At 60.0% G+C, this 12,921-nt stretch carries 13 protein-coding genes; all 13 read left to right on the top strand.

The genetic code is table 11. From position 1 onward, the window contains the following. The first annotated feature begins 358 nt into the window (after window positions 1–358). The 13 genes from traI (at window position 359) to CFBP4996_RS26090 (ending at window position 12,921) form a co-directional block, all read left to right on the top strand. The gene (traI, locus tag CFBP4996_RS26150; RefSeq protein ID WP_080855463.1) at window positions 359–997 is read left to right on the top strand and encodes an acyl-homoserine-lactone synthase; all 639 of its coding nucleotides are present in this window, start codon (window positions 359–361) and stop codon (window positions 995–997) included. After that, complete coding sequence (gene trbB / locus CFBP4996_RS26145) at window positions 994–1,965, top strand: P-type conjugative transfer ATPase TrbB (protein WP_080855462.1); 972 nt, start codon at window positions 994–996, stop codon at window positions 1,963–1,965. The genes traI and trbB overlap by 4 nt, the downstream gene beginning before the upstream one ends. Next, window positions 1,955–2,359 (top strand): conjugal transfer pilin TrbC, encoded by a 405-nt coding sequence (gene trbC / locus CFBP4996_RS26140; protein WP_080855461.1) that lies wholly within the window; start codon window positions 1,955–1,957, stop codon window positions 2,357–2,359. Before trbB ends, trbC begins: the two co-directional genes overlap by 11 nt. Continuing rightward, the gene (locus CFBP4996_RS26135) at window positions 2,352–2,651 is read left to right on the top strand and encodes a conjugal transfer protein TrbD (protein ID WP_080855460.1); all 300 of its coding nucleotides are present in this window, start codon (window positions 2,352–2,354) and stop codon (window positions 2,649–2,651) included. The genes trbC and CFBP4996_RS26135 overlap by 8 nt, the downstream gene beginning before the upstream one ends. A 10-nt stretch (window positions 2,652–2,661) precedes the next feature. Beyond that, window positions 2,662–5,124 carry a conjugal transfer protein TrbE gene (locus tag CFBP4996_RS26130; protein ID WP_080855459.1) on the top strand — a complete coding sequence of 821 codons (2,463 nt, stop codon included), beginning with the start codon at window positions 2,662–2,664 and terminating at the stop codon, window positions 5,122–5,124. After that, entirely contained in the window at window positions 5,096–5,905 is an 810-nt protein-coding gene (gene trbJ / locus CFBP4996_RS26125; RefSeq protein ID WP_080855458.1) for a P-type conjugative transfer protein TrbJ, read from the top strand. The genes CFBP4996_RS26130 and trbJ overlap by 29 nt, the downstream gene beginning before the upstream one ends. Then, window positions 5,902–6,129: an entry exclusion protein TrbK gene (trbK, locus tag CFBP4996_RS26120; RefSeq protein WP_080855457.1), complete on the top strand. Its 228-nt coding sequence runs from the start codon at window positions 5,902–5,904 to the stop codon at window positions 6,127–6,129. Before trbJ ends, trbK begins: the two co-directional genes overlap by 4 nt. After that, on the top strand, window positions 6,123–7,313 hold the full coding sequence (gene trbL, locus CFBP4996_RS26115) for a P-type conjugative transfer protein TrbL (protein ID WP_080855456.1): 1,191 nt from the start codon (window positions 6,123–6,125) through the stop codon (window positions 7,311–7,313). The genes trbK and trbL overlap by 7 nt, the downstream gene beginning before the upstream one ends. Window positions 7,314–7,327: 14 nt before the next feature. Further along, entirely contained in the window at window positions 7,328–7,990 is a 663-nt protein-coding gene (locus CFBP4996_RS26110; RefSeq protein ID WP_080855455.1) for a conjugal transfer protein TrbF, read from the top strand. A gap of 16 nt (window positions 7,991–8,006) precedes the next feature. Next, entirely contained in the window at window positions 8,007–8,864 is an 858-nt protein-coding gene (gene trbG, locus CFBP4996_RS26105; protein WP_080855454.1) for a P-type conjugative transfer protein TrbG, read from the top strand. Further along, window positions 8,861–9,337: a conjugal transfer protein TrbH gene (gene trbH, locus CFBP4996_RS26100; protein WP_080855453.1), complete on the top strand. Its 477-nt coding sequence runs from the start codon at window positions 8,861–8,863 to the stop codon at window positions 9,335–9,337. Before trbG ends, trbH begins: the two co-directional genes overlap by 4 nt. Window positions 9,338–9,348: 11 nt before the next feature. Further along, on the top strand, window positions 9,349–10,647 hold the full coding sequence (gene trbI, locus CFBP4996_RS26095; RefSeq protein ID WP_080855452.1) for an IncP-type conjugal transfer protein TrbI: 1,299 nt from the start codon (window positions 9,349–9,351) through the stop codon (window positions 10,645–10,647). Window positions 10,648–10,884: 237 nt separating this feature from the next. Beyond that, window positions 10,885–12,921: a hydantoinase/oxoprolinase family protein gene (locus tag CFBP4996_RS26090; RefSeq protein ID WP_080855451.1), complete on the top strand. Its 2,037-nt coding sequence runs from the start codon at window positions 10,885–10,887 to the stop codon at window positions 12,919–12,921.

The raw sequence follows: 12,921 nt of genomic DNA, 5'->3' as shown, positions 1-12,921 counted from the left end.
AACTTCCCCCGAATGACGGCATTTGGCTGAAATCAGCCCAAGTACCGTCATTATCGGCGATTCCCCGACGGTGGCAAGAAGAATAAGGTTAACAGGAAGTTAACGCAGCCGTCCGGTTTCTTTGCCGAAAAATGAATCATGCTTGAATCGTATAGGGTTAGGCCGCGCCGCCAGTTTCAAGGTAGCCGACTGTAGGTGCAGATTTGCACATGAAATCAACGCTTCCCGATAGCGATTGCGATCGAAAATCGCCCCTTGAACACTCGACTCAAGAGAATCACCGGGTGCAGATCTGCACATAGCCACACGCTGAACGAGATGTTTTCTCTCCGCATCGTTTGTTGTTGCGGAGATCGACATGCTGATTCTGACCGTCTCGCCCGGCCAATATGAACACCAGAGCCACTACCTGAAGCAAATGCACCGGCTTCGCGCCGAGGTGTTCAGAAATCGTCTGGAATGGGATGTCGCAATCGAGGACGGCGGCGAACGGGATCAGTACGACAACCTCAGCCCGACCTACATCCTCGCGACGCTCAGTGGGCAGAGGGTAGTCGGCTGCGCGCGGCTTTTACCCGCATCAGGCCCGACCATGCTGGAGAGGACGTTCCCGCAATTGCTGGCAGCCGGCTCTCTCGGCGCCACCAAGGCAATGGTCGAAAGCTCACGCTTCTGCGTCGACACGACATTGCCGACGACGAGGGCAGGGGGCCAACTGCATCTCGCGACGCTCACCATGTTCGCCGGCATCATCGAATGGTCGATGGCAAACGGCTACGACGAAATCGTCACCGCAACCGATCTTCGCTTCGAGCGCATCCTAAAGCGCGCCGGTTGGCCGATGACGCGACTGGGCGAACCCGTCGTGATCGGCAACACCGTCGCCGTCGCCGGACATTTGCCCGCCGACCGAATGAGTTTCGAGCGCGTTTGCCCGCCGGGATACCGTTCGATCATCGCCGACGATAACGGCCGCCCGTTGAGGAGTGCCGCGTGACCCAGCTTCGCTCCCATCCGCGCCTTGTCCGCAAACTCCAGGACGCGCTGGGCGACCAGCTTTGCGTTGCCCTTGATGACGAGACTGTCGTCGAGATCATGCTCAATCCCGATGGCCGACTGTTTATCGAGCGGCTTGGTCATGGCGTCGCGGCTGCCGGCGCCATGACACCGGCAGCCGCGGAGGTCGTGATCGGCAGTGTTGCTCATGCGCTGCAGTCCGAAGCTGACGATGAGCGGCCAATCATCTCCGGCGAACTTCCCATCGGGGGACACAGGTTCGAGGGCCTGTTGCCACCGATCGTATCCGGACCGGCATTTACGATCCGGCGGAGGGCATCGCGCCTTATACCGCTCGACGATTATGTGACGTCGAAAGTGATGACCGAAGCCCAAGCCTCGGCCATCCGCAGCGCGATCGATTCCCGCATGAACATCGTTATTTCGGGCGGAACCGGTTCGGGCAAGACGACGCTTGCCAATGCCATCATCGCCGAGATTGTGACGGCCGCGCCCGACGATCGAATGGTCATTCTCGAAGACACCGCCGAAATCCAGTGCGCCGCCGAGAACGCTGTCTCACTGCATACCAGCGATACGGTCGACATGGCCCGCCTCCTCAAAAGCACGATGCGCCTGCGTCCCGACCGCATCATCGTCGGCGAGGTTCGTGACGGCGCGGCCCTAACGCTGCTGAAAGCGTGGAACACCGGCCATCCCGGTGGTGTCACCACGATCCATTCCAATACTGCGATGTCGGCACTGCGAAGGCTGGAACAGCTGACGGCCGAAGCCAGCCAGCAACCGATGCAGGAGGTGATCGGCGAAGCCGTCGATCTTGTCGTCTCCATCGAACGCACGGGGAAGGGGAGGCGGGTCCGCGAGGTCATCCACATCGAGGGATACCGCAACAGCCACTACCAGACCGAACATTACGCCCAGATCGACGAGGACAGCCATGTTGCGTAAGACCCATCTTGCTCTCACAGTGAGAGCACTGACCTTCGTCACTCTCGGCTCCACGGATGGGGCACTGGCATCCTCGGGTGGCGGCAGTCTGCCATGGGAATCCCCACTCCAGCAGATCCAGCAGTCGATCACCGGACCAGTCGCCGGCTTCATCGCGCTTGCGGCGGTGGCGATCGCAGGCGCCATGTTGATCTTCGGCGGTGAACTGAACGACTTTGCCCGACGGCTTTGCTACGTGGCACTGGTCGGTGGCGTGCTGCTCGGCGCCACCCAGATCGTCGCCCTGTTCGGCGCGACAGGAGCGTCGATCGGCGAGCTTCATTCGCAGGCTGATCCGATCGAGTATTCCCCCTCCCCCACGCCCATTAAGAGAAGGGAGGGGGATCGTGGCTGAACCTGGCTCGACTCTTGCGCGGTCGCGGGTTCATCGGGCGCTATCACGTCCGAACCTGCTGATGGGTGCCGATCGTGAACTGGTATTGCTGACAGCGCTGGCCGCCATCATCCTGATCTTCGTGGTGCTGACCTGGTACGCAGCTCTATTCGGGATCGCGATCTGGCTAGTGGCGGTCGGGGCGCTCCGGATGATGGCGAAAGCCGATCCGCTGATGCGGCGCGTCTATGTCCGCCACATCTCCTACAAAACCTTCTACCGCGCGACGTCGTCGCCGTGGCGCAAATTCTGAAGGAGCAGAGATGGTCGCCCTCAAATCATTCCGTCATTCCTGGCCATCCTTCGCCGACCTCGTGCCTTACGCCGGTCTGGTCGATGACGGCGTCATCCTGCTGAAGGACGGCTCGCTGATGGCCGGCTGGTATTTTGCCGGGCCGGACAGCGAAAGCTCGACCGATGCTGAACGCAACGAGGTCTCTCGCCAGATCAATGCGATCCTGTCGCGGCTCGGCTCCGGCTGGATGATACAGGTCGAGGCGGTCAGGGTGCCGACTGCAGATTACCCGCAAGCATCCGACGGCCATTTTCCTGATCTCGTCACCCGCGCTATCGATGCGGAACGGCGGGCACATTTCCAGAAGGAAAGGGGGCATTTCGAGAGCCGGCATGCGCTGATCCTGACCTGGCGGCCGCCGGAGCCACGCCGTTCCGGCCTGACCCGCTATATCTATTCGGACACCGCCAGCCGGTCCGCGACTTATGCCGATAAGGCTCTTGAAAGCTTTCTCTCCTCTATCCGGGAGGTCGAGCAGTATCTCGCCAATGTGATGTCGATCCGCCGGATGATGACGCGCGAGACGTCGGAGCGCGGTGGCTTTCGTGTTGCCCGTTATGACGAACTGTTCCAGTTCATCCGCTTTTGCGTCACCGGTGAGAACCATCCGGTGCGCCTGCCGGAAATCCCCATGTATCTCGACTGGCTGGTGACGGCGGAACTCCAGCACGGGCTGACGCCCCTCATCGAGAATCGCTTTCTCGGCGTCGTCGCGATCGACGGCCTACCGGCGGAAAGCTGGCCCGGCATCCTCAACGCGCTCGACCTGATGCCGCTGACATATCGATGGTCGTCTCGCTTCGTCTTTCTCGATGCGGAGGAGGCGCGGGCGAAGCTCGAGCGTACTCGCAAAAAATGGCAGCAGAAAGTCCGGCCATTCTTCGACCAATTGTTCCAAACCCAGTCCCGCTCGCTTGACCAGGACGCCATGATGATGGTGGCGGAGACCGAGGACGCAATCGCCAAGGCATCGTCGCAGCTCGTGGCCTATGGCTATTACACGCCGGTCATCGTGTTGTTCGATGAAGACCAGGCACGGCTTCAGGAAAAGTGCGAAGCGATCCGCCGCCTGATCCAAGCCGAAGGATTTGCCGCCCGGATCGAGACGCTCAATGCGACCGATGCTTTTCTGGGAAGTCTGCCGGGTCTTTCCTATGCCAATATCCGCGAGCCGTTGATTAATACGCGCAATCTCGCCGACCTCATCCCTCTGAACTCGGTCTGGTCGGGAAGCCCGGTCGCACCGTGCCCATTCTATCCGACCGGATCGCCGCCGTTGATGCAGGTCGTAAGCGGGTCGACACCCTTCCGGCTGAACCTGCATGTCGACGATGTCGGTCACACGCTGATCTTCGGTCCGACCGGCTCCGGCAAATCCACCTTGTTGTCGCTGATCGCCGCGCAGTTCCGTCGTTACGCCGGTGCGCAAATTTTCGCCTTCGACAAGGGCGGCTCGATGCTGCCTCTGACGCTCGGGATCGATGGCGATCATTACCAGATCGGCGGCGATGCGACCGGAGAAAGGGAGGGGAGGGTGCTTTCCTTCTGCCCGCTCGCAGAACTGTATACCGAGGGCGACCGCGCCTTCGCGGCTGAATGGATCGAGATGCTTGTGGCGCTGCAGGGTGTGACGATCACACCGGATTATCGCAACGCCATATCCCGACAGGTCGGGCTGATGGCGGAATCACGCGGGCGGTCGCTATCGGACTTCGTGTCGGGCGTGCAAATGCGCGAAATCAAGGATGCGCTGCATCACTACACTGTCGACGGGCCGATGGGCCAGCTTCTCGACGCCGAGGAAGATGGTCTGGCGCTGGGCACCTTCCAGTGCTTCGAAATCGAGGAGCTGATGAACATGGGCGAGCGCAATCTTGTGCCTGTTCTAACTTATCTGTTCCGCCGGATCGAAAAGCGCCTGACCGGGGCTCCCAGCTTGATCATCCTCGACGAGGCCTGGCTGATGCTGGGTCATCCGGTGTTTCGCGACAAGATCCGGGAATGGCTGAAAGTGCTGCGCAAGGCCAACTGCGCCGTGGTGCTCGCCACACAATCGATCTCGGACGCGGAGCGCTCCGGGATCATCGATGTCCTGAAAGAATCGTGCCCAACGAAAATCTGCCTGCCGAACGGGTCGGCCCGAGAGCCGGGCACGCGGGAGTTCTATGAGCGCATCGGCTTCAACGAGCGGCAGATCGAGATCGTCGCCACTGCCATTCCGAAGCGCGACTATTACGTCGTTTCACCAGAAGGTCGCCGGCTCTTCGATATGGCGCTCGGTCCCGTCGCGCTTTCGTTTGTAGGGGCATCCGGGAAGGAAGACCTGAAACGGATCCGCTCCCTGCATTCCGAACACGGGGCAAATTGGCCTCTTCATTGGCTCCAGCAAAGGGGGATCGCCCATGCCGATAAGCTCTTCCCGGTTGAATAGGATATTGCGCGTCGCACTCAGTGCGGTCGTTACGTTCTCCTGGACTCTCCCTGTTCCCGCCCATGCCGGCGGCGTCACAGGGCAGGCTACCGAATGGACGCAGCTCGCCAACAACGCCGAACTGATCTCTTTGGTCGGCAAATCGGCCGAGCAGGTCAACAACCAGATCACCCAGATCTCGCAGCTGGCCGAGCAGATCCAGAACCAGCTCAAGATCTACCAGAACATGTTGCAGAATACGGCGCAGCTGCCGAACCATATCTGGGGCCAGGTCGAAAGCGACCTGCAGAATCTGCAAAGCGTCGTTAACCAGGGGCAGGGTGTGGCCTTCTCGATGGGCAACATCGATGATGTGCTGAAGCAGCGCTTCCAGAGTTTTTCCGATGTGAAGAGCAACCTGCCGGATGGCGCGAGCTTTTCCTCAACCTACCAGAACTGGTCCGACACCAATCGCGACACGATCGCCGGCACGCTGAAGGCCGCGAACCTGACGGCAGAGCAGTTCTCCAGCGAGGAAAGCACGATGTCGTCACTGCGTTCCATGTCGGAATCTGCCGACGGCCAGATGAAGGCGCTGCAGGTGGGCCACCAGATCGCCGCACAGCAGGTGGCACAGATGCAAAAGCTTCGCGGTCTCGTTTCCCAGCAGATGACCATGATGGGCACATGGTTCCAGTCGGAACAGGCGAGACAAGATCTCGCGCAGGCCCGACGTGAACAGTTCTTCGGTGGAACCGAGAGGGATATCCGTGGCGGCCAGACGATGGAGCCACGCTGGTGAGCCCGCGTCTGATCATTATCCTTGTGGTAGCAGGGATCGTCACTGCGGGTGGCGCTGTCAGCTGGAAGCTGATCCAGCCCGAGCCGACCTCGATATCCGGTTCAGGTGCGGGCGCAACCGGTCCCGCCTCCGATGCAGAAAAGCGCCAACATCGCGAGCAGTTCTTCGGCGGTGATACCACCCGCGATATTCGCGGCGGCCAGGAGATGAAACCACGATGGTAGCGGCGCCTACTTCCCGCAAGTTTGAACTTGCTTTCATGGCGATCGGCGTTGCGCTGATCGCCACCACCCCCGCCTTCGCGCAACAAGGTCAAGTGCTGACCACTCTGGAGAACTCCGTCGTGACGGCCGCCAAGGGCTGGGAAACGACCGTGATGAATGCGGCGCGGTCGCTGTTCTGGATCCTGGCCGGGATCGAGATCGGAATCGCCGCCGTCTGGCTGGCAATTAATGCAGCCTCGCTCGACAGCTGGTTTGCCGAACTCGTCAAGCGCATCATGTTCATCGGCCTTTTCGCTTTTATCCTCAATGAGGGACCGGCCTTTGCCAAGGCTGTGGTCGACAGCCTCTACCAGATCGGTGCCGGCGCCGGCTCGGCCTCGCCCGCCAATATCTTTGATGCCGGCATTCGGGTTGCGACCAAAATGTCGGAGCAGGCCAAGTTCGGCGTCTTCGAGGACAACGCGCTGGCGATCGCCGCCGTCTTCGCCATGGTCGTCGTTGTCGTGTCCTTCTCGCTCGTTGCGGCAATCTTCGTCGCCGTCATGGTGGAGATGTATGTCGGTCTGCTCGCTGGCATGATCATGCTCGGGCTTGGCGGCTCGTCCTACACCAAGGATTTTGCCGTCAAATATCTGGTCTATGCTTTCTCGGTCGGCATGAAGCTGATGGCGCTGGTGATGATCGCCAAGATCGGTTCCGATATCCTGCTCGGTTTGGCCGAAGCGCCGACGGCGACCTCCGAACAGTTCATCACGACGCTTGCCATTGCGGGTATCTCCGTCGTGGTCTTCGTCATCGCCATGTATGTGCCGCCCATCCTGCAGGGTGTGGTGCAGGGTGCGTCGGTGAGCGGCGGGATGGAAGCGATCCGCCATGGCGGGCAGGCAGCCTCTGCCGCATTGGGCGCCGGGTTCCTCACGATCGGCGCTGCAAATCGGGGATTTGAGGCAGCAAGTGCCGCGAGGGCAGGGGGAGCGTCATTGGCAGGTGCCGCCATGCGCGGGATGGAAGCCGGCATCGGCGAAGCGGCCGGCGCAGTTGGCTCGGCTGCGAAGGACAAGGCCATCGGCTCGCCCGGCGCCTATGCCGGTTCGATGCTCGGCCTCGCCAACGCCAAGCTCGACCAGCAATCCGGCCGGCCCGGTACACCGCCGCCGCCACCCCCGATCAATGACAAGAAATAAGAGGCTGACAGCGCATGGCTGGAACCACTCCACCAGACAACCCCTATATCGCTGCGCGCAACGAATGGAACGAACGCTACGGCTCGTACGTGAAAGCGGCCGCCGCCTGGCGCATCGTCGGCATCACCGGCATGACCATGGCAGTGATCGGGTTTGGCTATGCGCTCTACCAGAGCACGCAGGTCAAGCTCATCCCCTACATCGTAGAGGTCGACAAACTAGGCACGGCCGTCAATGCCGGATTCCCGCAGCAGATCGAATATGCCGATCCGCGCGTCGTACGCGCCACACTTGGCAGCTTCGTCTCGAGTTTCCGATCGGTGACGCCCGACGCCGTCGTCCAGAAGCAATACATCGACCGGACCTACGGGCTGCTCCGGACATCCGATCCTGCGACCGAAAAGGTCAATGCCTGGTTCCGCTCGAACTCGCCGTTCGAAAAGGCGAAGACGGCGACAGTGGCCATCGAGGTCAACAACATCGTCGCGCTCTCGAACCAGAGTTATCAGGTCGACTGGACCGAATTCGAGCGCGATCGGCGAGGCAAGGAAACGGCGACACGCCGCTTCCGCGGCATCGCCACCGTGACGCTGACGGCGCCCCAGGATGAGGGCGTCATCCGTCTCAATCCAATCGGTCTCTATCTCCGCGACTTCGACTGGACTGCACAGCTTTGAAAGGCATAGCCCGAGCATGAATATCAGACACAGAAGACAACGGGCTACGCTGGCCATCGGCCACCTGGTTTTGGCGATCGTCCCCTTTACCGTCCTTGCCCCCCTGACTGCGCTTGCCGCTGATGGTGTCACCGCCAACGAGGCGAAAGGCATTGGGCTCTCGACCCAATGGCGCGGATCGAAAGGCCTGGTCACCAAAGGCGCGGATGGCAAGGTGATCTTTCTCTATGGCGAGGTTCAGCCCTCCGTCGTCTGCTCGCCGCTGCAGGTTTGCGATATCGAGCTTCAGGGCGGCGAGGTGGTGCGCGATGTGCTGGTCGGCGACACCGTGCGCTGGAAAGTAGAGCCAGCGACATCGGGTGCTGCCGGCGGCCAGGCCATCCACCTCATCGTCAAGCCATCGGAACCAGGGCTTGTCACCTCGATGGTGGTGACCACATCCCGGCGGACATATCATATCCAGCTCAAGTCGCATCCCACGCAATACATGGCTCGCGTCGGCTTCGAATATCCCGAGGATGTTTCCACGAAACTCGCCGACATCAATGCGCGCCTTGAAGCCAGTACGATCCCCGGCGCCGGGGTGCCGGCGGAGCAGTTGAGCTTTTCCTATTCCATATCGGGCAGTGCCGGCTGGCGGCCGACACGGGTCTATTCCGATGGCCTAAAGACATACATCCAGTTCCCGCGATCGATCTCGGGTCAGGATGCGCCGGTTCTCTTCGTCGTCTCCGGTGGCCAGAACCGTATCGTCAACTACCGCATGAAGAGCAATATGATGGTGGTCGACTACAACGTCGATCGCGCCGTGCTCGTCTCGGGCGTCGGCTGGAAACAACAAAAGGTGACGATCAGCAGGGGAGGGCGGCGATGAAAATCCTTCTCTCCATACAGAGCGCCCTGAACCAGATCCCCGGTCTTGCCACCACCTGCATCCTCACCCTCCTCCTTTCCGGATGCCAATCGATCGATACAGAAGGTCTTGTCGCCAGCAACGCGCCGCCCGAAATATCAGGACCGGCGGCCAGCGCCATTGCAGGCGACATGGTCAGCCGCCTGGCCGAACAGATCGGGCCGGGCAAGGCAACCGTTGCCCTGAAGGCGGATACCTCACCCTTCGGACAGGCACTGGAGGCGGCGCTGAAGGGATGGGGCTATGCCGTCGTCACCGACCAAAAGACGGATAGCGGAACGACCGTCGTCCCACTTGCCTATGTGATCATGCCATTCGACGGTCAGGTACTTGCCCACCTTTCGACCAACAGTGTCGAACTCGGCCGCGCCTACACGGTGACGTCGACCGGAGCGACGCCGGCGAGCGCGCTTTCACTGATGCGGCGCGGGTGAGGGCGAATATCATGGTGCAATCCCTCAAACTCGGCGGCGCGCAGAACAGTCAGGCGGCATCAGGCATCCGCCGGATCAATCGCCTTCCGATCGTCTTCGTCATCGTGCTTGCAGTCGCCTTCCTCGGCATCATTTTTTATGGGCTCGCCTCGCGCGGGTTATATTTCGGGAAGGATGCCGGCCTGGACACCAGTTCCGGCGACCCCGCCTCCACCTTTGCCGATCAGATCAAGCGCGGTGTCACCGACGGCATTATCGGCGAACCGCAGCAGCAGACGACGTTTCAGCCGACACCTGTCGAGACGAAGCAGGTGGACGAAAAGGCGAGCAATCCGTTCACCCCGACGCCGGAACAGCGTCGCGGACAGGAACTGGAGCAGGTGGTCTGGCGCGCACGCCTCGAGCGCGAGCAACAGGAACAATACCTGCGTGAGAGACAGCGCCAGCGCATGGCAAGGCTCCAGGCAAACGATGCCGCCTATGATGCGCCGCTCGCAATCGATCGCGGCAAGCTGGAGGCACGCACGGCAACAGACGATACTTCGGCCGCCAATACATCGACTGCGAGCTCGACGACGGCAGGCGCTTCCGATCTCTATGCCGCCGCCTTGCGTGCCGGCCTCGGCGGCCAGAACATCGATCCCAATGGGCAGAAGAGCAAGGAAGACTTCTTCAACACGGATCTCAAGGACCTCGGCTACCTGCCGAACCGTGTTGTCCCACAGCAGTCACTCTATGAGCTGAAAAGGGGCTCAGTGATCCCGGCGACCTTGATCACTGGCATTAATTCCGATCTGCCCGGCCGCATAACTGCCCAGGTCAGCCAGAACGTTTACGACAGTGCGACCGGCCATCGCCTGCTGATCCCGCAGGGCACGAAGCTATTCGGCCGCTACGACAGCAAGGTCTCGTTTGGCCAGAGCCGCATCCTCGTCGTTTGGTCCGATATTATCTTCCCGAACGGCTCGACGCTGCAGATCGGCGGCATGGCAGGGACCGATGCTGAGGGCTATGGCGGTTTCAAGGACAAGGTGAACAATCACTATCTCAAAACCTTCGGCTCGGCGGCGATGATCGCACTGATCGGGACGGGCATCGATATGGCAGTTCCGCAAAGTTCGACGCTCGCGACGCAGGATACGGCATCCGACGCCGCAAGGCGGAATTTTGCCGAGACTTTTGGGCGCGTGGCCGACAGAACGATTCAGCGCAATATGGACGTACAGCCCACTCTGGAAATTCGACCCGGCTACAAGTTCAATGTGCTTGTCGATCAGGACATTGTGTTCCCAGGTATCTATAACGGATAATTGGCTTTTTACCGCGACACATTGTCGCTTTATGAGGTTTGCGTCTCGCCGCTGATCTCTGAGCTCACATAACAATTCTAACAAGCGGCATCCCTCGGACATGCGTTGCCCGACCCGGTGAGATATAACCCCACAGAATACATGCCAATAAATTTCGACTTGGACTAATGGCTCTGATTGAGAAAAATTCAAGATCAATAAGAGACATAGCCCGATTGTGGCTTGTGAGGGGTTTTTATGCGCAGAATTGGAATAGATGTAGGCGGCACATTCACTGATTTCGTCGTTCAGAACACGACTGACGGAACAGTCCAATATTACAAGCTGTCCTCTACCCCCTCGGATCCTTCCGAGGCGATCCTTGCCGGCCTTTCCCGCATTGTCGAGGAGTTCGGTTTTCCTGCCAGCGATGTCGACTACATCGGACATGGTACCACTGTAGCAACGAATATGATCATCGAGGAACGAGGCGCCGAGACCGGCCTTCTCACGACGCGGGGGTTCAGAGATGTCCTTGCAATCGGAAGGCAAAACCGTCCATCCCTCTATGACACATCAGTGGCGAAAGCCTCGCCCCTCGTCGATCGCTATCGCCGTCTTGATGTGGACGAGCGGCTAGCGGCCAACGGTGACGTGATTCTTGATCTGGACGAAGAGCAACTGCGCGCCCAAGCGGAACGCCTCGCACAATCAGGCGTCGAGGCTGTTGCGATCTGCTTTCTTCACTCCTATCGCAATCCGGAGCATGAAGAACGAGCTCTTGCAGTTGTCCAGGCCGCAATGCCCGATGCCTATATTAGCATCTCTTCCAAGGTTCTTCCGGAGTTCCGTGAGTACGAGCGAACCTCCACGACAGTCCTGAACACGTATGTCGGTCCCAAAATGGATCGATATCTTAGCCGACTGAGCGGTGGCATCGCGAAGATCGGTATTCCTGTCGAACCAATGACGATCCATTCGAACGGCGGAGTACTGTCGCTCGAAAGCGTCCGCCGACTGCCTGTGGCGACCTGTCTCTCCGGACCTGCAGCTGGCGTGGTCGGTGCGGCCACGGTTGGCGTTCGCGCCGGCATGCCCAATCTTGTCACATTCGATGTCGGCGGAACCAGCACTGACGTCGCGCTGATCTTGAACGGCCATGCTCTTTTCACTTCGGGTCGTCTGGTCGCAGATCATCCTGTGAAGCTGCCTATGGTCGACATTCATGTCATTGGCGCGGGCGGCGGCAGCATCGCCGGCGTCGACGATGCTTCGGCGCTGAAAGTCGGACCACGAAGCGCTGGCGCGGCTCCGGGTCCTGCCGCCTACGACAGAGGCGGTGTGGTGCCAACGTTGACCGATGCGAATATTGCGCTCAATCGCCTGGACCCCGTCGCGCTGCTGCGCGGCCGGATGCCGATCAATCGCGAGCTGGCGTTGAAGGCAATCAAGGAGAATGTCGCCGATCCGCTGGAGCTAACGGTCGAAGAAGCGGCCTATGGCATTCTCCAGGTGGCGACCGCAAACATGAGCCGAGCCATCCGGGCAGTCACAACCGAACGGGGCTATGATCTCGACGATTTGACCCTGTTTGCCTATGGCGGCGCTGGTCCGCTTCATGCGACAGAGGTCGCAAGGGAATGCGGTATCAAGCGCGTTCTCATCCCTCAGGAGCCTGGCACCATGTGTGCTCGGGGGGCGCTCCTTTCGGATGTCAGCCTCGATTTCCTGAGAACGTGCCTGACGGTGGTCAATGCAGATACCTGGACTGAGGTTTGGACCTTGCTGCATGAGCTGCGCCGGGACGGTGAGGCCTGGCTTGCAAGCGAAAAAGTCCCGGAAGAAAACCGGCGATACAATCTCGCCGTTGACGCCCACTACAGGGGCCAGAACTTCGAAATCACCGTTTCGGTCAACGATTTCGATGAAAGCGGCCTGGAGATATTCCAGAAAAAGTTCGGCGAGGCTCACGAGGCAGAATATGGCTACGACATACCAGGCCGAGATATCGAGATTGTAAATTGCCGTGTTCAGGCGATCGGCGTTACGGCCAAGTTCGAGCCAGCCACACACATTGGCGGCGAATCGGTCGCCGATGCGAAGATTGGAGAACGCCCAGTCTATTTTGGTAGCGACGGTTGGATCGACACGCCCGTGTACGAACGATCAGCGCTTCCGGTGAATCAGTCACTGGCAGGACCAGCGGTCATCGACGAAATGAGTTCGACGACGATTGTGCTTCCGGGTCAACAGGCCTCGGTCGACTCCTCCGGCAACATCATCGTTCAAGCATAA

The organism is Agrobacterium leguminum, assembly GCF_005144435.2.
GTDB classification, from domain to species: domain Bacteria; phylum Pseudomonadota; class Alphaproteobacteria; order Rhizobiales; family Rhizobiaceae; genus Agrobacterium; species Agrobacterium leguminum.
This window is presented reverse-complemented; position numbering and strand designations above follow the sequence as displayed.

Excerpts from the sequence above, each read along its gene's own strand:
- traI (WP_080855463.1), top strand. The coding sequence starts at position 359 with ATGCTGATTCTGACCGTCTCGCCCGGCCAATATGAACACCAGAGCCAC.
- trbC (WP_080855461.1), top strand. The coding sequence starts at position 1,955 with ATGTTGCGTAAGACCCATCTTGCTCTCACAGTGAGAGCACTGACCTTC.
- CFBP4996_RS26130 (WP_080855459.1), top strand. The coding sequence starts at position 2,662 with ATGGTCGCCCTCAAATCATTCCGTCATTCCTGGCCATCCTTCGCCGAC.
- trbJ (WP_080855458.1), top strand. The coding sequence starts at position 5,096 with ATGCCGATAAGCTCTTCCCGGTTGAATAGGATATTGCGCGTCGCACTC.
- trbL (WP_080855456.1), top strand. The coding sequence starts at position 6,123 with ATGGTAGCGGCGCCTACTTCCCGCAAGTTTGAACTTGCTTTCATGGCG.
- CFBP4996_RS26110 (WP_080855455.1), top strand. The coding sequence starts at position 7,328 with ATGGCTGGAACCACTCCACCAGACAACCCCTATATCGCTGCGCGCAAC.
- trbG (WP_080855454.1), top strand. The coding sequence starts at position 8,007 with ATGAATATCAGACACAGAAGACAACGGGCTACGCTGGCCATCGGCCAC.
- trbH (WP_080855453.1), top strand. The coding sequence starts at position 8,861 with ATGAAAATCCTTCTCTCCATACAGAGCGCCCTGAACCAGATCCCCGGT.
- trbI (WP_080855452.1), top strand. The coding sequence starts at position 9,349 with ATGGTGCAATCCCTCAAACTCGGCGGCGCGCAGAACAGTCAGGCGGCA.
- CFBP4996_RS26090 (WP_080855451.1), top strand. The coding sequence starts at position 10,885 with ATGCGCAGAATTGGAATAGATGTAGGCGGCACATTCACTGATTTCGTC.